This window comes from Salinivibrio costicola subsp. alcaliphilus (genome assembly GCF_001996185.1).
Classification (GTDB): domain Bacteria; phylum Pseudomonadota; class Gammaproteobacteria; order Enterobacterales; family Vibrionaceae; genus Salinivibrio; species Salinivibrio costicola.
In genome coordinates this window covers 1-18,311 of the sequence record NZ_MUFR01000031.1, presented here as the reverse complement: position 1 = coordinate 18,311, position 18,311 = coordinate 1, and the positions used below count along the sequence as shown (strand labels likewise).

General features: G+C 48.5%; 15 protein-coding genes and 1 pseudogene. 8 read left to right on the top strand and 8 right to left on the bottom strand.

Annotated features, from left to right (window positions below; translation table 11 throughout):
* Positions 1 to 216 precede the first annotated feature (216 nt).
* Positions 217 to 2,070: an SUMF1/EgtB/PvdO family nonheme iron enzyme gene (locus tag BZJ21_RS11135; RefSeq protein WP_077669805.1), complete on the bottom strand. Its 1,854-nt coding sequence runs from the start codon at positions 2,068 to 2,070 to the stop codon at positions 217 to 219.
* A gap of 164 nt (positions 2,071 to 2,234) precedes the next feature.
* The gene (locus tag BZJ21_RS11130; RefSeq protein WP_077669804.1) at positions 2,235 to 2,420 is read right to left on the bottom strand and encodes a hypothetical protein; all 186 of its coding nucleotides are present in this window, start codon (positions 2,418 to 2,420) and stop codon (positions 2,235 to 2,237) included.
* A gap of 323 nt (positions 2,421 to 2,743) precedes the next feature.
* Here BZJ21_RS11130 and BZJ21_RS11125 point away from each other — a divergent pair, with 323 nt between their 5' ends.
* The 4 genes from BZJ21_RS11125 to putP all read left to right on the top strand — a co-directional run bounded on the left by BZJ21_RS11125 (position 2,744) and on the right by putP (position 9,158).
* Complete coding sequence (locus BZJ21_RS11125) at positions 2,744 to 3,517, top strand: AraC family transcriptional regulator (RefSeq protein WP_021024058.1); 774 nt, start codon at positions 2,744 to 2,746, stop codon at positions 3,515 to 3,517.
* Between the two features lie 241 nt (positions 3,518 to 3,758).
* A complete protein-coding gene (putA, locus tag BZJ21_RS11120; protein WP_077669803.1) occupies positions 3,759 to 6,881 on the top strand; it encodes a bifunctional proline dehydrogenase/L-glutamate gamma-semialdehyde dehydrogenase PutA in 3,123 nt (1,040 codons plus the stop codon).
* 22 nt (positions 6,882 to 6,903) lie between these two features.
* Complete coding sequence (locus BZJ21_RS11115; protein WP_077669802.1) at positions 6,904 to 7,614, top strand: aldehyde dehydrogenase family protein; 711 nt, start codon at positions 6,904 to 6,906, stop codon at positions 7,612 to 7,614.
* Positions 7,615 to 7,661: 47 nt separating this feature from the next.
* Complete coding sequence (gene putP, locus BZJ21_RS11110; RefSeq protein WP_077669801.1) at positions 7,662 to 9,158, top strand: sodium/proline symporter PutP; 1,497 nt, start codon at positions 7,662 to 7,664, stop codon at positions 9,156 to 9,158.
* A gap of 84 nt (positions 9,159 to 9,242) precedes the next feature.
* Here the strand turns inward: putP and BZJ21_RS11105 are convergent, their stop codons facing one another.
* The gene (locus BZJ21_RS11105) at positions 9,243 to 12,194 is read right to left on the bottom strand and encodes a ligand-binding sensor domain-containing protein (protein ID WP_077669800.1); all 2,952 of its coding nucleotides are present in this window, start codon (positions 12,192 to 12,194) and stop codon (positions 9,243 to 9,245) included.
* A gap of 143 nt (positions 12,195 to 12,337) precedes the next feature.
* Here BZJ21_RS11105 and BZJ21_RS11100 point away from each other — a divergent pair, with 143 nt between their 5' ends.
* Complete coding sequence (locus BZJ21_RS11100; RefSeq protein ID WP_101494580.1) at positions 12,338 to 13,063, top strand: GntR family transcriptional regulator; 726 nt, start codon at positions 12,338 to 12,340, stop codon at positions 13,061 to 13,063.
* Here the strand turns inward: BZJ21_RS11100 and BZJ21_RS11095 are convergent.
* The 5 genes from BZJ21_RS11095 to BZJ21_RS11075 all read right to left on the bottom strand — a co-directional run bounded on the left by BZJ21_RS11095 (position 13,052) and on the right by BZJ21_RS11075 (position 16,275).
* Complete coding sequence (locus BZJ21_RS11095; protein WP_077646216.1) at positions 13,052 to 13,720, bottom strand: HAD-IA family hydrolase; 669 nt, start codon at positions 13,718 to 13,720, stop codon at positions 13,052 to 13,054. The two genes, BZJ21_RS11100 and BZJ21_RS11095, sit on opposite strands and share 12 nt — an antisense overlap.
* A 216-nt stretch (positions 13,721 to 13,936) precedes the next feature.
* A complete protein-coding gene (locus tag BZJ21_RS11090) occupies positions 13,937 to 14,491 on the bottom strand; it encodes a DUF1415 family protein (RefSeq protein WP_077576163.1) in 555 nt (184 codons plus the stop codon).
* 55 nt (positions 14,492 to 14,546) lie between these two features.
* Positions 14,547 to 15,014 (bottom strand): CreA family protein, encoded by a 468-nt coding sequence (locus tag BZJ21_RS11085; RefSeq protein ID WP_077460804.1) that lies wholly within the window; start codon positions 15,012 to 15,014, stop codon positions 14,547 to 14,549.
* A 149-nt stretch (positions 15,015 to 15,163) separates the two neighbouring features.
* A complete protein-coding gene (locus tag BZJ21_RS11080) occupies positions 15,164 to 15,496 on the bottom strand; it encodes a hypothetical protein (protein WP_077576166.1) in 333 nt (110 codons plus the stop codon).
* Positions 15,497 to 15,597: 101 nt separating this feature from the next.
* Positions 15,598 to 16,275: a hypothetical protein gene (locus BZJ21_RS11075; protein ID WP_021024068.1), complete on the bottom strand. Its 678-nt coding sequence runs from the start codon at positions 16,273 to 16,275 to the stop codon at positions 15,598 to 15,600.
* A 373-nt stretch (positions 16,276 to 16,648) separates the two neighbouring features.
* Here BZJ21_RS11075 and BZJ21_RS11070 point away from each other — a divergent pair, with 373 nt between their 5' ends.
* The 3 genes and pseudogenes from BZJ21_RS11070 to hcp-2 form a co-directional block, all read left to right on the top strand.
* The gene (locus BZJ21_RS11070; protein ID WP_077660570.1) at positions 16,649 to 17,050 is read left to right on the top strand and encodes a GFA family protein; all 402 of its coding nucleotides are present in this window, start codon (positions 16,649 to 16,651) and stop codon (positions 17,048 to 17,050) included.
* Between the two features lie 218 nt (positions 17,051 to 17,268).
* Positions 17,269 to 17,526, top strand: a complete 258-nt coding sequence (locus BZJ21_RS11065) for a glutathione S-transferase N-terminal domain-containing protein (protein ID WP_025744429.1) — start codon at positions 17,269 to 17,271, stop codon at positions 17,524 to 17,526.
* 647 nt (positions 17,527 to 18,173) lie between these two features.
* Positions 18,174 to 18,311, top strand: a pseudogene (gene hcp-2 / locus BZJ21_RS11060) (type VI secretion system effector Hcp-2); the annotation flags it as partial.

Below are 18,311 nucleotides of genomic sequence, written 5' to 3'. Positions count from 1 at the left end.
ATCTAGAAGATTAGACGTTGGGTAGGGGGGCTTTGACCTATTGACACAGGATAAAGCAACTTAATATCAAGATTGTTATGCTGCAAGATGGCAGAGCCGGTAATAGGCGAGTTAACTTTGGGTGGGTAAACGTAGTAAGCGTAAGTAAGAAACGTCCGATATAAAAAACGCCGCTTTTTTAGCGGCGTTTGTTTTATATGTGGGTGAATGCTTAATTTAGCGAGTTTTAATGTGTCTGATAACTCGAAAACCAAGGTAATTAGCACTGGTGTTTTCACCCAACTCTAGACGCTCAGAGGCACGTGAACGCTGAGGAGAGAAGTTCCAAGCGCCACCACGTGCAAGCGGCGTGTCGCTGCCAACCCACTCCCAGACGTTACCCGCGGTGTCATAAACACCGAATGGATTAGGCGGAAAGCTTTTCACGGGCGAGGTACGATCGTTAGACCAGACTGTGCCGCTCCAACCGGTGTTCGCATTTCCCACGCCAATGTCATTGCCCCACCAATAGTCACTTTCTGTGCCGCCGCGTGCCGCGACTTCCCATTCAACGTCGTTAGGAAGTGCATAATGTTGCCCAGTTTGCTGGCTGAGCCAATCAATATAGGCGTTGGCGTCGTCTTGGTTAACACACACAACGGGCGAATCAGCCGCTTGATCAAAGCCTGGCTGACGCCAATCTGATTCTAAACTTTGACTGATTTCACCGTTTACCAGCGTATTACAGCCATTGCCTTGTTCCGCGGCAGTGACATACCCAGACGCAGTGACAAAGGCATCAAACTGCTCGACGGTGACAGGTGTGGCGCCTATCGCGAATGATTGCTGAATTGCCACCTTTTCGCGCGCATCAGGGCCCACTTTGTACTCACCGGCGCCAATGACGACCATTTGCGGTGCTTCCAGGTTTTTTGCAACGGGATCAGTAAACTTTTTGCCTGGACTGGGCGGCTGGTTTGGCTGCTCTCTAAGCTTGGCCCATACCACTTGATCTTTACCTAGATAAATTTCTCGATCATAGGGAATAAAGCCGGGTTTGGTCACCGTCAGATCGTGATTACCAACCGGTAACATCAGCTCGACGGGTGTACTGCCATAAGTCACATCGTTGATGGTTACGTTGTCATCATAACGGTTAGAGCGGACAGTCACGTTTACCCAACGTTTTGCCTGCTGCTTACGCTGTGCTTGTTTCTGTGCTTGTGTCGTCTCAACACAGTATCTGTCTTCCAAATCAAGCAAACGGCATGAGGCTGTCTTATCCGGACGACTCACCAGCTCTGCTTTTATCCGAGTAGTGTAATCCGTGCCGCCGGTAAAGCCCGCGTCCATGATCTCGCTGTTGGTCACGTGAATATTGAACGCCACGTTATCAATATTTTGTTTCACAGCGTCTGATTCGGTAACAAAGTTGGTTACCTGACCACGGAACTCTCGAATGGCTTTCTGCATGGTCAAGGTCTTGCCTTGATTTGCACAGGAAGACAGTGTCATGTTTGGCGAACAAGTCAGGCTATGGACAACCTCAATGGTGTCTTTCTGCGTTAGCTCTTTGCGCAGACGCTCTGCACGGGCTTCGCGCATCGCTTCATGCAAGTTTTCTAACGTCGTTGCCAGCAATGCTTGCTCACGCTCGAGTTTTGCCAGATGTTTTTTCTGCTCAATAATCGCGGTTTCGTTGGCAGCCTGTTCGCGCTGCTGATCATTCACCTTCTGCCATGTTTGTTGGTAGGCCTGCTGATACGGGCTAATATCTGTGCTCGGATCGGCGATTAAATCCTGAAATTTTGCATCGAGCTCTGCTTTTGCATTGCTGCGTTTGCGCTTCAGGTTGCTCAGCTCATCTTCTAACGTCGCGCGCTTAACCAGAAGGTCATCCAACTTCGCCTGCTGCAGAGCCAGTTCATCGTTTCGAGACTCCAGTGAATCTTCTTTATCACGGAGCTTCTCTACCAACTCACTGACCGGATCGAGATTATCAGCGGAAGACGCGTTTTCAGCGAACGCCAACTCGGTTAGCAGTAGGGGAGGGAGCGCTAAGCATAACGCTTTTAAATATTTCGTTGTCATAGTTCCCTTGCTTACGCATGTCGCAATAATAATACCTATGTCCAAAAAGTAGACTATCACGGAAACCCGTGTTGCCACGCAAACCGTGTTAATTATTTGACGGCAGTCAGCATTCTGCGACGTGATCGGTGCAACTGTGCTCATGGTTTTAGGTTTATGGAAGATTACCTTAAGCGGTCCCATGCTTCAAATAAGATTGCATGATGACGGATTAAATCGGAAGAATGATCAAGGGGTTGATCGCCCGCGATCGCACCGAAACGATGATCAAGAGAGGCTTGTCCCCATCGAACCTTGACTAACGCCTTGATATTAAATTGTTTAGTTAGATTTATATCGTCTTTTTTCATCTTGTTAGTCTTGCCTTTTCGATGATCAATCGTAAAAACATGAGGGATCCTTCGCATTTTCAAGGTCAAAATGACATTCGCCGTAAAAAATGCGGTACTTGATCATAGTTCCGAAAAATTGCCATGATGGAAACCACATCCTGTGTGATTGGTCGTTTTAGCTATTAGTTATCCGAGAACAATGGTTAGCCGAGAACAATAGTTAGCTGAGAACAATGGTTAGCTGAGAACAGAGAAGCATTCGCGAATGGGAAGAAAGCGTGCCAGAATAAAGAAGGGTTAACAGACGATGAGCCAAAGATCGTGAATAAGGGAGGAGCATAATGGCTGCATCACCGAAGGTTTCAGAAGTCATTGCCTTACCCAGACAGCCACGGCACCACAGTCATGACTACAAACAAGTGGTCATTGGGCTGCAGGGGCAAACGGAGTTTGATGTTGGTGGACGAGGAAGTCTTATTGGTCCAGGACAGGGCTGTTTAGTCGCGGAATCTCAAGAACATGCTTTTACTGGCGTGGGACGAAACGAAATTTTAGTGATTAACCTTCCTTCGCAAGAATGGTCAGAGCAAGCGTTAATGCATGAAAATATTGCGCGCTTATTTGCTCGTGAGCCGTATTTTCAATTAGATACTCACGCACAAATACTGATCAAAGCATTATCGGCAGAGATGATTGCCAATCCCTCCGATCCTTTGCTCAGTCGTGCCTGTGCCGATACGTTAATGTGTGTGTTGCACCGTCACTTCCGGGATCATGTCTCTCCTCGTCGCGATGGCCATCGATTAAATATGGATATTATCGATCGCTATATTCATCAGCATATCAGCCGTAAGATCACAGTTGCGCAATTAGCGGGCAGTGTTTTCTTGGCAGAAAGCCAGTTTCATCAATTATTTAAACAACAAGTCGGGACCACTCCGCATCAATATGTACTGGATAAACGCTTTGCAATGGCAAAGCAGCTTATCAAAGACAGTGATCTGACCATGGCTCAAATTGCAGACAGTTGTGGTTTTTCTAGTCAAAGTGGATTTACTAATGCGTTTTCGCGCTATTTTGGTCTGTCGCCCGCCAGGTTTAAATGCACACCTTAAGCCAAAGATTATCGCAATTTACTCAGCATTACGTTGCATCACATCGACTCAGCTGCCGATCATTTGTTACGCCTCTATAGCGATCGGCGGCTTTATTTGTTAATCATCGGAGGATTTTGCAATAATGCCGGTGTTTTTTGTAAGACCTTACTGATAGACCACGCATAGAATCGATCGCAGAGTAACAATGACGTAACATTTTCCTGCCCGAGTTTGGGAGGACGTGAGTGAGGATACCGCTATGTTTAAAGCCATCGATGCTATGCAGCCCTCGTTTATCGAGCGCCCATTAGCGAAGATTTGGTCTGAAATCTCTCCGCTTTATTGTGTTGACGAAAGTGAGTGGCTGAAAGAACTCATTCCGCTTGCGCAAGCCTCAGAAAATGAGCGAGAGCAAACACGTCGTCAAGCGACTCAGTTAATTGAGCGGGTACGTGCTGATAAAAAAGCCGTACAAATGATTGATGCGCTGTTGTTGGAATACAGTTTAGACACACGGGAAGGCATTCTGTTGATGTGTCTTGCCGAAGCTCTGATGCGAGTCCCCGACGCGCATACTGCTGATGCGCTTATTCGTGACAAACTCAGTGTTGCTGACTGGAAAGCACATTTGCGTCACTCTGATTCCTTATTTGTCAACGCTTCCACCTGGGGGTTAATGCTAACAGGTAAAGTGGTGACCTTAGATGAGAGCACCGAAGGCAAACCGGCGTCAGTGATCAATCGCCTTGTGAATAAAATGTCAGAGCCTGTGATTCGCCAAGCGATGCATCAAGCGATGAAAATCATGGGTCATCAGTTTGTGCTTGGGCGCGACATTGATGAGGCGCAGAAAAACGGCGAAGGCCCGCGCACGAATGGTTTTACATACTCGTTCGACATGCTCGGTGAAGCGGCATTAACCCAAGATGATGCCAAAGCCTATCTCAACGATTACTTACAGGCGATTGAGTCCGTCGGCGAGGCGAAAGCCAGTTATCAAGGACCATCACCATCCGTATCAATCAAGTTGTCTGCCTTGCATCCACGTTATGAAGCGGCAAATCAAGATCGCATGATGACAGAAATGTTTGAGACGGTTCTGGTTTTGCTGAAACGTGCGCGTGAAAAAGATGTTGCGATCACCATTGATGCGGAAGAAGCGGATAGGTTGGAGCTTTCGCTTGCGCTGTTTGAAAAGCTATATCGCGACCCTGTGGTGAAAGGTTGGGGAAAGTTTGGTTTAGTGGTGCAAGCCTACTCTAAACGCGCGCTACCTGTGATCACTTGGTTAGCGGCTTTAGCAAAAGAACAAGGTGATGTGATCCCAATGCGGTTAGTAAAAGGCGCTTATTGGGACAGTGAAATTAAACTGTGTCAGCAAACTGGGCATCACGGTTATCCGGTATTTACCCGCAAAGAAGGGACAGACGTTTCTTACCTAGCCTGTGCACGCTTCCTACTTAGCGAGCATATACGCGGTCTGATTTATCCGCAATTTGCCAGCCATAATGCCCATACGATTGCGGCGATTGCGTCTATGGCGACACATAATGACTTTGAGTTCCAGCGCCTACATGGCATGGGCGATGCGCTTTACAATCACGCCAAAGCCTTGTTCAACACCGAAGTGCGTATTTATGCGCCAGTCGGCAGCCATAAAGATTTGTTGCCTTATCTGGTTCGCCGTTTGTTAGAGAACGGTGCCAATAGCTCGTTTGTACATCGTTTGGTTGATGCACGTTGCCCGATTGACGATTTGATTGCCGATCCGGTTGATACTTTGTGTGCAAATCACACCTTGCACAACGATCGCATTCCTATGCCGCAAGATATTTTTGGGCCCGCCCGTAAAAACTCGCAAGGTGTCGCGACGGATATCGAATCAGAATGGCAACCCTTCCAGGACAGTGTTGTTCCCTTCATGGGCGAGTACCAATGGCAGGCTGGCCCCATTGTTAACGGTCAGCGTCTGAAAGGCGATACGCACGAGATAACCGCGCCCTATGATCGTAATGAGTCCGTAGGTCACGTTGATTGGGCAACGGCTGAACAGGTGAATAACGCCCTCGATATTGCGGCACAGGCTTATCCGACATGGCGAGATACCGAGGTTAGCCAGCGTGGTAAGTACTTACTTGACCTTGCTGATAAACTAGAAGCAAATCTGGGTGAGCTGGTGGCGATCTGTCATCGTGAGGCGGGTAAAACTATCCACGATAGCATTGATGAAGTCCGAGAGGCCGTCGATTTTTTACGTTATTACCCCGAGCAGGCTAAAGCGTTGCAAACGGAGCCACTGGCCTATCAAGGCTTTGATGGACAAGCACAATCGGTGACCTATCAAGGACGCGGTGTCTTTACATGTATCAGCCCTTGGAACTTCCCATTAGCGATTTTCCTCGGCCAAGTTGGCGCGGCGCTTGTGGCCGGTAATACTGTCGTGGCCAAGCCGGCCGAACAGACATCTATTATTGCTTATCGCGCGATTGAGTTGCTGTTAGACACTGGGATCCCTGCTGGGGTGATTCAGCTATTACCTGGCAGTGGCCCTGTGGTGGGAGCGCCTCTCACTGAGGATACGCGTATTGCAGGGGTCGCATTTACCGGATCCACACCAACAGCACAGCGTATTACCCGCACCTTGGCAGAGCGCGATGCCGATCCTGTGCCAGTTATCGCGGAAACCGGGGGGCAGAATGCAATGCTAGTGGACAGTACGGCATTGCCCGAGCAGGTGGTGCGCGATGTATTGCGTTCTGCTTTCGCCTCTGCGGGTCAGCGCTGTTCAGCATTGCGTGTGCTTTATATTCAAGAAGACATTGCTGACCGCGTGATTGGCTTAATAAAAGGGGCGATGGCGGAGCTGTCTGTGGGACGCCCAGAGCGGCTATCAACCGATGTGGGGCCAGTGATTGATCAAACGGCGAAAGACAAGCTTCTTGCTCACATAGAACAGATGAAGCGCAGCGGTAAGTTGGTCACGCAAGTTCCACTCTCTGAAGATTGTGATAAAGGAACGTTTGTGCCACCAACGGCGTTTGAAATCCGCAGTATTGATCAACTGAGTGAGGAGCATTTTGGTCCCATTCTACATATTGTTCGCTATCGCGCGGATGCGCTCGATAAGGTGATTGATGATATCAACCAAACAGGTTTTGGCTTAACCATGGGGGTGCATAGCCGCAATGAAACGACCTGCGCCCATATTGAGCATCGTGCTCGGGTAGGTAACTGTTATGTCAACCGTGATCAGGTCGGCGCTGTCGTTGGCGTTCAACCCTTTGGCGGTCGCGGCTTATCGGGAACTGGGCCTAAAGCGGGTGGACCACACTATCTGTATCGCTTTACGCAAGCATCAGTAAACGTGCAACAAGTCGGTTGATATCAGGATCAGGAGAAGCGTCATGCATCAATTAAATAGCGTTTTAGAGCAGTGTGAAGCGGTTTGGGAAGACTGGAATGATCAAACTGTCGCCGGTCGCATTGCGTTATTGCAACGGTGGTCTGACACGGTCGCCGCTCGCGGCGATGACTTTGCCCACGCAGCGAAGATGATTCGTTTTCAGTGTGAGAACGCTCAGCGCTTGCTCGATAAGGTTCACGAATTGCCTGGCCCGACAGGTGAAACGAACGAGCTGTATACGGCAGGAAGAGGGACTATCGCCATGACAGGTGATGCGTCTCTGACGTCTATTGCTTTGTGTGGTCAGTTAGCGGCTGCGTTGGTGGCGGGTAACTGTGTCGTCGTGAGCGTGGAAGGTTCGCATGCGGACAATGCCGACGCGGTCATGGCGGATCTTGTTAAAGCTGGATGTCCAGATAGAGTTGCTGTACGTGTCGGTCTTGAGGTGTGCAGTGATCTATTCAAGCATCCGCAGGTCGTTGGCGTAGCGACGACTGGAACCAAAGAACATGTGCGAGACGTCAATCGTCAGCTCGCACAACGACAGGGTGTGATTGCGACACTGGTTGCGGAAACCGACATTGAGCAGTATTCAGTGATTGGTAGCCCTGACTATGTGTTGCGTTTCGTGACCGAATGCACCCGAACCATAAATATCACTGCTGTAGGTGGTAATGCCACGCTTCTGGAACTCGGTAGTGGTGAACATTAACTTTCCAGAAATGGCCCCAATTGGGGCCATGCAATTGAGGGACACATATGATAGACAATAGCTATGCCATCAGTGCAACCTTTCTGGCATATCTCATCATGATGCTTGCCATTGGTGTGTATGCCTACAAACGGACTTCTAACTCCGAAGATTATTTCCTCGGTGGCCGGTCGTTAGGCCCATGGCCCGCTGCGTTGTCAGCAGGGGCATCAGACATGAGTGGGTGGTTGCTGCTTGGGCTTCCTGGCTATGCCTACGCTGCGGGAATGGAATCACTTTGGCTTGCGGGCGGTTTGTTGTTGGGCACTTATCTTAACTGGTTAATTTGTGCCAAACGCCTGCGGACTTACAGTATTGAAGCAGATAACGCGCTGACGTTACCGGAATTTTTTGCTCGCCGTTTTGAGGATAAATCAAAATTGCTGCAAACCATCTCTGCTTTCTTCATTTTGCTTTTCTTCCTTTTCTACACCAGCTCAGGCTTGGTTGCAGGGGGTAAACTGTTCACCACGGTATTCGGGTTTGATTACACAACCGCGGTGGTGATTGGCACGATTTGTGTTGTGTCATACACCTTGTTTGGTGGCTTCTTAGCGGTATCTTGGACTGACTTGGTGCAAGGACTGTTGATGGCCGCGGCCTTGTTGATCGTGCCGTTTGTTATCATGGACGGCAGCATTTTCAAATTGGGCCGTGATGTTGCCGCAATCAACCCTGAGCTGATGACGTTATGGCGTGATGTAGATGGTGAGCCACTCACTTGGATCAGTATCGTCTCTTTGGCGGCCTGGGGCTTAGGTTACTTTGGCCAGCCACATATCTTGGCGCGTTTCCAAGCGACTCGCTCCAATAAAGACATTACCACGGCGCGTCGTATCGCAGTGGGTTGGTCTGCATTATCCATGGTCGGTGCGGTCTTGATCGGTTTAGTGGGTATTTTGTACGTGCAGAATGATATGTCAGGCACCCTGGCTGATGGTGAAAAAATCTTCATGTTGTTGGTCAATGCGGCATTCCATCCAGTGATTGCAGGTATCCTGTTGGCGGCAATTTTAGCGGCGATTATGAGTACAGCAGATTCTCAACTATTGGTATCGTCGTCTGCGCTCGCGGAAGATTTTTACAAGCAAGTTTTCCGTCCGGACGCATCGACCCAAGAAGTGGTCATGGTCGGTCGTGGTGCGGTTATCTTGCTGTCTGCGATTGCGCTTGGCTTAGCCATGGACCCTGATAGCTCTGTTCTGGGTCTGGTGTCTTATGCTTGGGCTGGCTTTGGTGCCGCATTTGGTCCTGCCTTGTTGCTCAGCCTGTTCTGGCGTGAAATGAACCGCAATGGTGCGCTGGCTGCGATTCTTGTGGGCGGGATTACCGTGGTGGTTTGGAAACAAATACCTGGCGGTATCTTCGATTTGTATGAAATCGTCCCTGGCTTCTTGTTTGCGGGCTTGAGTGCCATTATCGTAAGTAAGTTGACGGGCGGGCCAACTGATTCTGTTACTAAACAATATGAATCATATGAAAAGAGCTTAAAGACTATGCCTTAAACGCAATGAGCGTATAAGCCCATTGGTTTACCCTGCATGTGAAACTTATCAGGGAGCGTTTAACGCTCCCTTTTTACATCATCATCACGCAGTATCATTGCTTTGGCGAACACAGTTACGTCCATCGCGTTTGGCCCGGTATAAGGCTTGATCGGCTTTCTTTAACCCATCGACATAGTCTGATGCCTGGTGGTTACTTGCCACGCCAATACTGACGGTAATACTAAGCGAGGGAGCAATATCGTTTAGATCTAACGCCGCAATTCGGCGTCTTAAGCCGTCAAAATAGCGATAACCGTCTGCAGGCGTTCCCGCTAATAAAAGCGTAAATTCTTCACCGCCCCAACGAGCGATATGACGCAAATGTGTCTGCTCGCGAAGAAGTAAGCTACCGACTCGCTGAATAATTTGATCCCCCACCAGGTGAGAATAGTGATCATTAATGCGTTTAAAATGATCAATGTCTAAGATCGCGACTTGCAAATCTGTCCCGGATTGGCGCGATTCTTCGAATACCTGATGCCAATATTCATCAAAGGCTCGTCGATTGGCCAGTCCAGTGAGGGCGTCTTCTTTAGACATTCGTTCGAAGTCATCGGCTTGGGCTTGTAAGGCCTGGGTTTTCTCTTCGACTAACGCTTCGAGTTGGATAGCTTTTTTCTTCATGTGTCGAATACGCCACATAAACGCGGCGTAGGCCGCAAGCACAGTCAGCAAAAAGCCTAGCGCTCGCACATCAGCGCGTTGCCACAGTGATGGCATAACGCTGAAGTGATAACTGAGCACATCATCACTCCAGTCGCTATAAGGATAGCGAGCACTTACTTTAAAAGTGTAATCACCTGGTGGTAGGTTCGTATATTCGGCAATATGGTTTTCATGGCGGTATGCCCAATCAGATTCGAACCCTTCTAACTGTGTTCGATATTGGATTTGCTCCGGCATGGTATACCCGAGGGCGGCATAGGAAAACAAGATACGGTTGGTCCCCGCTGGTACCTTTCCCGTCGTTTCAGGGTTAATCTCTTTGCTATCGAACCGCACGCTTTGCATGACAATGGGTAAAGGGTGACTCAGTAGTTGGGATAACCGAGTCGGATTAACGCTAGTAACGCCTTTGGCAGTGGCAAAAATAATGTCTCCACGTGATGTTTTGGTTGCCGCAGGGTTTGAGCCACCGTTAGCTTGGCTGTTCAGCATGCCGTCACTTTGATCGTAATGTTCAAAGTCGATACGCGTGCGTGTTTTATCTGCAACTTGATGGGCGTGATCATAATTGATACGCCAGATACCTCGGTTACTGGATAGCCAAAAGCTTTGATCATCACCTTTCACAATTTGAAAGAACTTATCAATTGGTAGGCCCTGCGGTCTGCCGACTAAAGCTTGGTGGCCGTCAGCTTGTCGATAGCGCACAATACCGCGATCGGTGGCCATCCAAACGTATCCCGGTTCGTGAAAAAAGCCAAAAACATATTGGGCCTGCTCTTGTGCGGAAAAATCGAGCGTAGTGATTGTCTTTTCTAACAGATAGCTGGCACCGCGTCCGGTACCAATCCATAGCTTATCGGTGTCATCAAATGACAGCGACATAATGTAGCTGCCAGGTAACGCACTGTTTTGGCTGTGATAGAGAGCCTGTTTTTGATAAGGCACTGATGCTGCGGTTGGTGATTTGCTTTGGTGTTGATCAAACTCGACTAAGCCACGTGGTGTTCCCACCCATAAGACGCCATTACGTTCGACAACTGCTCGTATTTCGCTATCTGGCAATTGGTCATTGATGGTGTTGGCCGCCGTGAGTGAGCCTTGGTGCCAGTAGTAGAGCCCTTTTTGATAAGTCCCTACCCATAGTCCGCCTTGCTGTCGATGCGCAAGACTAAGGACTGAAATATTATCGGCGAGTACGCGTGCGTTGCCCGCTATCGTATTAATCTGACTCAATCCTTCGCTGGAACCCGCCCAAACAGTATCGCCGTCACCTCCCAGTACGGTGCGCACGTAGTTACCTGCGAGTCCATTATCTTTGGTTAAGGTGACAAAAGGGGCGTAACGAAGCCGCATTGCTCCGCCGTTAGTGCCTATCCAGATACTGCCCTCATTATCCTCAAACCATGAAAGAATACGATTATTCGGGAGTCCTCGATGACCATCCAGGAAGTCGAGATGATTGTCACGCAGGTGTGCGATCCCACGGTTGAGTGTGCCAAACCAATAGGTCCCGCGGCTGTCTTGTTCGACCATGGTGATCGCTTGGTTGAGCAATGCGCTTGCCAGTGGCGTCCAACGTTCGTTTTTATAGCGCCATGCACCGCTTTCAGATCCCACTAACAATGCGCCATCTTGACTGCTGGAAACATAAAATGCTTTGGTAAAAAGGTTATGAAACGAAAGATGAGCGGCGCCGGCGTGTTTGGAAAGCTGGTAAACACCGTCCTCAGTGGCGGCATAAACATGGCCTTGATCGGTTTGTGCTAAGTGGTAACTACTGGTCGTCTTAATAAAATGCTGAGGGTCGGGGCTTGGCTGCCTCAGCTGTTTGGACGTGTAATAGAGCACGCCCATCCCCTCTATGGCAAGCCACAATCCTCCAGACTGGTCATGCAGCGCATCGTTAATTAAGCTTGGTGCCACCGGTAAGTTCTGCCAAGAAAAGCCGCTGCGCATCACTAGGCTGCCGCGAGCGCCCCCTGCGTATAATTGGTTATCAGGTCCAGTGGCGAGTGCACGGGTACCGGAGTCTTGCATGTGCGTGTTCGGGCTGCGATCAAACAGGACAAATTCGAGTCCGTTGTAGCGTGCGACGCCTTCCCACGTTGCAAACCACAAGTAGCCATCAGAGGTTTGCTCAATGGCATTGATGCTGTTATGCGGCAATCCGTTGGCCGTTGTCCATGTTTCAATAAAATAGTCAGAAAGCGGGTTATCATCCGCATAGCCTAACGGTGTAAAACCAAGCCAGTAAAAAAGTACAGTGCATACAAGACGTTGGGCTAGCCGTGTGGGGAAAAGTTTTTGTACGTTCCTTGGATGCATCTTTTGTTCTTTGCTCCGATTGCAAGTAGACTGGCAATTCTATCTTAATCACTGATTGATTCTTGGACATTGTGGTCAGGTTTTAACAGCAAGTTGAGAGAGATCACACCAAAAATATGAACATCAAGCAGATGTGACCTTTGATGATGCAGTTTATGGCGATTCGCCAGCAATTATTAACACAAATCGATCGCGGGCTACTGGCTCCGGGGAAAAAGTTACCGGGGGAGCGACAGCTCGCGGAGACGTTTTCGACTACGCGCGTGACCTTGCGCGAAGCGCTTGCTGTATTAGAAGCAGAGGGGCGCTTGTATCGGCGAGATCGTCGAGGTTGGTTTGTCGCACCCACGCCGTGTCCTTATGATCCGACTCAGCTAAGCGATTGGCAGGAGTATTTTGGACCGTATGGTGGCCAGTTTGTTTGGCATGCTCAAACCAAGAAGATGGCTGATGCTGCGATCAGCGATCACATGTTACTTCCTCCTTTCGGTCAAGTGTATGAAGGCGAGGGGCGTGTATGTATCGAGCAATTACCGGTGGGGTGGATACGGACGTTTCTGCACCCTGATTTCTTTCCCACTGTGTGGGAGACTGGTGACAAGGCGAGGCTAGAGCATACGATACGCACTAACCGGGCGCTTGCAATGGCTGAGGTCAGTTGGTCAAGTGCTTGGGAGGCGCTCGCATCGTCGCAAAGTGGTGGCTTAGAGGTCGCGCCAGGCACACCGGCATTGACGTTGACACGCTATTGGCAGATACCGCAAGCAGACACGTGGCAAACCGTGCGTATTGATCAAGAATGGTGGCGGCAACATGCAGTTGTGCTGTGTGGACGTTCCACCAACCAGAAGAGCGGATCAGCACAATAGGGCGATTAGGTCTTCAATACTGAATGCGCGCGTCACTAAAGGATGATCAGTCGTCCGCACATTGGGGTTAGCGTTAAAATGGACAGTACGCATGTGTGCGTTAATCCCTGCTTGGATCCCTTTGTTAGTATCGTCGATAAAGATGCATTGCTCTGTGGGGCAGGCCATATTCATTGCGGCATAGTGAAGGAGATCAGGGGCAGGCTTCCAGCTGTTAGTGTCAAAGGCACTGAACAAGCGATGTTGGAAATAAGGCAGAAGCTTAGTGAGTGCTAATGCGTGTTCCATTTTTTCAACAGGGCCATTGGAGGCGACACAGGTATCAATACCTTGCTGATTAAGCGCCTTGATTAGCGTTTCTATGCCTTTAACTGGTTGTAGCTCCGCTTCAAAGTACTGATGGCATAAATCACGAAAACGCGGCTCGAGCTGGTCGATAGGGATATGTGCGCCGCTTCGCTCACACGTGCTTTGCAGTACATCTGAGAGCTTTCCACCTTCGAAGTGATCAAGAGATTCTTGTAAGCTAATCACGACGCCAAATGTCGCGAAAGTTTCCACCAAGGCTTTATGCGATAGTTTCTCTGAGTCAACCAGCGTGCCGTCGCAATCGAATATGACGCAGCCAACTGGGGCCTCAAATCTGTTGTAAGACATAGTCACTCCCTTGTTCCTCTCCTTGTATCCTTAGATGCGCACGGTCAATCAACAAGTCGATGACATCGGAAATGCCAACTGTGTCTTACATTCTTGCCTGTTTCGTTATCAAAGTTAGTCAGGGATCGACTTTTGCCATACCCAATATTGGCGATGGATGATCACCGCTGACACTTCAATTAAAGGTAGGCACTTCAATCAAACGCAGGTCATCATTTAATTTTGATCATCGTTTATCCAAGGGAACAGTGTTTGACGTTGAGAGGGTGTCAGCGCTTCAACGCAGGCAACGTTGCGCTCAGGGATAAGTGCGGGATCTTGACCATAATGCTCAAGCGCACGCGACATGCTTGCTTCTCGAATTAAATGGAAGCATGGATAAGGAGAGCGATTGGTAAGGTTTTCGCTATCTTCTGGGGCGCAGCCGTCAAAACAGTATTCAGGATGAAAACTCGCGACCTGGAACCGGCCACGCCAACCGTAATGATCAATTAGCGCATCGGTAGCTTCAACCAGTGCAAGATAGTGATCAAAGTCTGCTAGTGCATCGGGGACGACGACCACGGTTGTATCTGTGATGGTGGCGTCTGTCTGCGTCAGATGCACAAATGCGTGATAAATCGCTTCGAGGATGGCGTCATCTTCCGTTGCATAACAGATATCTAGCCGAATTTGTTGGTTGCGACGGGGCTTGGCGGCGAATGGACAGAGATTTAGTCCGATCACGACATCATCGAGCCATGCATCCATTTGTGTTTGTATCGTATTCATAAAAGATCGCTCATAGGAGTGGCGCATTAGCAGATAACGACTACGTCTTGGGTTATTAGTGTTTTTGTGGCTGAGATTGGTAGGCTTTGGTTCCCCATAGCGGAACTGTCGAAAGACTATGTTTAAAGCTGCCTGACGTTTCTTTGGTCGAGTACGACAAATACATAAGCGTTTGATTTTTAGCATCGAAAATACGACGAATTTTCATTGACTTAAAAAATATACTTTTCGACTTTCTAAATACTATTTCGCCGGATGTACTTTTATCGATATTGGCAAGCATCTCGGGCGTAATCTCGCCAGTTTGTCGGCATGAAATCGCGCTGTCGCTTGGATCAGAAAAGCTCAAATCAGCCTCAACAGACGCAACATGGCATGTGACGCCACTGACCACAGGATCGACAAGGTGATTGAGTTTAATGTCTTTCATGGTGAACATGCCTAAGCTGACATCGCCCACTTCATCGTTTTCACAACCGACTAGTGTCGCCGTTAAAGCCAAAATCAATAGCGTTTTTCTCATCGTTATACCCCTTGTTAAGTTGTGGTCGAAGTGTACCACAGCCAATACTAGGTATGGGGTATCAATCAGCGTTTATCGCCGGCGTAGTAGATAAGGGGGGGGCTAATTGGCTATCAAAACGAGAAGCTGAGTGCCACATTTATGGCACATCAGTTATTACGAAATTGCGCGTCGCCATCTTTACCGGACAGAGACTCGGGCTCGAATGTCAACAACACGTGTGCGGCATCACAATAGCTACCGGTGTCAGCAAATGTTTTGCGTGCTGCAGCAATCTTGCGTTCGGCAATCCGACGGATATTTTGCGTGTTCGTTTGGTTGCTGAATGTCATTTGCTGGCTGATCATTTCTTGTCCAAACGTCGATTTGCAAATAGCCTCATTCTTTCCTGTCACCAGCTGTTCGGCTTTTGGTTTATCCTCTGTATTGGCGTGAGCGAAGACACTCATAAGGAGAATAAAAACCGCAAATGTTCTCATCATGCTTTCGGCTTCCTATGCTATTTGTTTCAATCTTAGCATTAAGCAGCGACGTCGCCCACTGGCGACGTCAAAACAAGATAAGTATTTGGGGAAGAGGGTGATTAGACTGAGATATCACTTTCGATTGTCGTTGAGCTTGGCCGAGTTTTTGGTACGAAACTCAACTTCTTTGCCTCAACAAGATACCCGAGAGCCGAAAGCCAAATGAGTGAATAAGCGACTAACTCAGTACTTTCTTCAGCGATATTTTTCACATCTCGCACGTAGTTGGCGCCCATCGCTTGTTCCCATAACTCGCCCATACCAAACAAACGCGAATACACGAGTAACAGCGCTAATGCGATCATTAAAACCGTGCTGTGTCTTGAATGGATTGCGTGCGCAAGGCTAGTGAGGGTTTCACGCCAGTGTTTCAATGCGGGCCAAATGGCGAGCCCCGTTACAATTAATGCCGGCACTTTCCAAAAACCATGCATCACCATATCAAGTGTGGCATCCAGCTCTCGGATCATTAATACCAAAAAAAAGGCACTCATTAGCCCAGCTGCGTGGTGAAGGGATTGACTGAACTTAGCGACACGACGAAACGCAAATACCGTCGCGGCGAGTAGCCCCAGTTGGGAAAGCTCAATCAATGATGATTCGGAAGCAACGTTGTGCGACGCGACACTGTAATGAACAATGCCTGCAATACCTGCGAAGTAAAGGGCGATTGCAAAAAATTGTCCGGCGCCTTTAAGCACCGTACGTGCAGCACATGAAGATCGTGGTAATGTCATATTATCCTCAATTCGATAAAACGATCTGCCCGTCCGTAGCAGGTGTCACCACCCTATGTGTGACCCTTGTCCCAAAAATGTCATTTGGATCGATAGTACGGTGGGCTTCATTAAACTGCAATAATTTATGTGATCAATGTCACTATATGTTCAGGAGTGCGTCAGGATTGTGAGCATTTATTCGTTAGGTGCCTGGTTAGATCGACGCGTTGTCAATAAATTTACACTGTAAATAGTAGTACGACGACGAGATAAGACAATTTCTCTGGGAAAGATTAATAGATAGCTATGACTATGAAATTAAACATTTTAATTGTTTTTTGTTAGGCAAGAGCAGACAATAGAGTCTGATACTTTAGATAGGGGTATGCTCATGTCCACTCTCTCTGCTAGCTGCCTATGCGGTGGTGTCCGTCTTACATTACCTGACACTTTCCTTTATATGGGAAACTGCCATTGCTCTGAATGTCGAAAGTTTACTGGTTCAGACTATTCATCAGTCGGCGGCATAGAGGCAGAAAAAGTCTCGATCACGGCTGGTCAAACGCATATTCGTTATTATGAGAAAAGCGCAGAAACGGTGCTTGCTTTTTGTGGGCAATGTGGGTCGAGCCTTTTCTCTCATAAAATCAATAAGGGGATGTTTAATATTCGTCTAGGAATTTTGGATACCGCCCCACAATCGGCGCCAAATTTTCACATTCACACGGCGTCGAAGGCACCATGGCATACGCCTAATGAGGCATTAAAACAGTTTGAACATGGGCCGGATTAATTTGGTCGTGTTATGCAGTTATTGATCCGTCTCCTTACCCTCGCTGATACGGACTTGTTGTTCGATTTTGAACAACAAAACACAATTGCTTATTCAGTGCCAATAAAATAGGCTAACGACTAGCGTTGGGACCAAGTTCAATGCCATCATTACGTGGAGTGAATTTACACAGTTGGTGGTATTTGAAGAGCCGCCTTGATGACCAAGAAGGAAACATAATGGCTGATTTGAACGGACTAAGTTTGTACCACAAAGAGCACTGCCCATTTTGCCATAAAGTGCGTGCAGTCATGACAGAGCTTAAGTTAGATATTCCGCTGGTGGATATGAACGCTAACGCCGAAGAATGGCAACGCCTACAGACCGAAGGCGGCAAAGGGATGGTGCCTTGTCTGCGTATTGACCAAGGCGGCGAAACCCAGTGGATGTATGAATCGGACGACATTATTGAATACTTGCGTGACAACTTCGCGTAATTGAACCAGATACTGGTTACGAGGGTCGCAGTTATCGATGCGACCCTCTTTTTAAGTATTATTATCTGTATGTCTGCCTCTCCGCCTTCTTCAACGCCCTGTGCACTGTGTCAGCACTCAAGGCCGCTGACCTTCCATCACTTGATCCCCAAAACTTGTCATAACAACAAATGGTTCACCAAGCGCTTTTCCCGACCCTACATGCGCGAACACGGTATTTGGGTATGCCGGCCTTGCCACGCCTTTATTCATCGCCAATTCAGTGAAAAACACCTGGGTCGCGCATTACACAGCCTCGACCTTTTACTCGCTGAGCCTGTGATCCAAGACTACATCCACTGGGCACGCAAACAGCGATCGTAACGAAGTAATGAGTGTGCGACGATCCACCAATAATGCAAAGTGGGTTCAAAAAAACGGCGCTGAAAATGACAACGCAAATATCGACTCGTTAGCCTTATGCTGAGCAACTTTTTGCTTGGCTTGGCAAGAAGTTGCTTGGCACGTGCAAAAAATTGGTCAGTCATACCCTAAGATGCTGATTTGTAATGGTAAAAAAACTGGCATGCATTTCGCAGGATTAAGAGAGCGAACAGGCACACCGCCACGGTGGCGATGTGTCTTCCATGACATACAAAGGAGCGATTATGCCAACGCCATGTTATATCTCGATTGAAGGCGAAACTCAGGGTTTGATTACTGCCGGTGCCTGCACCGCGGATTCTATCGGTGATTCTTTTGTCGAAGGCCACGAAGACGAAATGCTGGTGCAGCAGTTTGACCAC

Excerpts from the sequence above, each read along its gene's own strand:
- BZJ21_RS11135 (WP_077669805.1), bottom strand. The coding sequence starts at position 2,070 with ATGACAACGAAATATTTAAAAGCGTTATGCTTAGCGCTCCCTCCCCTA.
- BZJ21_RS11130 (WP_077669804.1), bottom strand. The coding sequence starts at position 2,420 with ATGAAAAAAGACGATATAAATCTAACTAAACAATTTAATATCAAGGCG.
- BZJ21_RS11125 (WP_021024058.1), top strand. The coding sequence starts at position 2,744 with ATGGCTGCATCACCGAAGGTTTCAGAAGTCATTGCCTTACCCAGACAG.
- putA (WP_077669803.1), top strand. The coding sequence starts at position 3,759 with ATGTTTAAAGCCATCGATGCTATGCAGCCCTCGTTTATCGAGCGCCCA.
- BZJ21_RS11115 (WP_077669802.1), top strand. The coding sequence starts at position 6,904 with ATGCATCAATTAAATAGCGTTTTAGAGCAGTGTGAAGCGGTTTGGGAA.
- putP (WP_077669801.1), top strand. The coding sequence starts at position 7,662 with ATGATAGACAATAGCTATGCCATCAGTGCAACCTTTCTGGCATATCTC.
- BZJ21_RS11105 (WP_077669800.1), bottom strand. The coding sequence starts at position 12,194 with ATGCATCCAAGGAACGTACAAAAACTTTTCCCCACACGGCTAGCCCAA.
- BZJ21_RS11100 (WP_101494580.1), top strand. The coding sequence starts at position 12,338 with ATGATGCAGTTTATGGCGATTCGCCAGCAATTATTAACACAAATCGAT.
- BZJ21_RS11095 (WP_077646216.1), bottom strand. The coding sequence starts at position 13,720 with ATGTCTTACAACAGATTTGAGGCCCCAGTTGGCTGCGTCATATTCGAT.
- BZJ21_RS11090 (WP_077576163.1), bottom strand. The coding sequence starts at position 14,491 with ATGAATACGATACAAACACAAATGGATGCATGGCTCGATGATGTCGTG.
- BZJ21_RS11085 (WP_077460804.1), bottom strand. The coding sequence starts at position 15,014 with ATGAGAAAAACGCTATTGATTTTGGCTTTAACGGCGACACTAGTCGGT.
- BZJ21_RS11080 (WP_077576166.1), bottom strand. The coding sequence starts at position 15,496 with ATGATGAGAACATTTGCGGTTTTTATTCTCCTTATGAGTGTCTTCGCT.
- BZJ21_RS11075 (WP_021024068.1), bottom strand. The coding sequence starts at position 16,275 with ATGACATTACCACGATCTTCATGTGCTGCACGTACGGTGCTTAAAGGC.
- BZJ21_RS11070 (WP_077660570.1), top strand. The coding sequence starts at position 16,649 with ATGTCCACTCTCTCTGCTAGCTGCCTATGCGGTGGTGTCCGTCTTACA.
- BZJ21_RS11065 (WP_025744429.1), top strand. The coding sequence starts at position 17,269 with ATGGCTGATTTGAACGGACTAAGTTTGTACCACAAAGAGCACTGCCCA.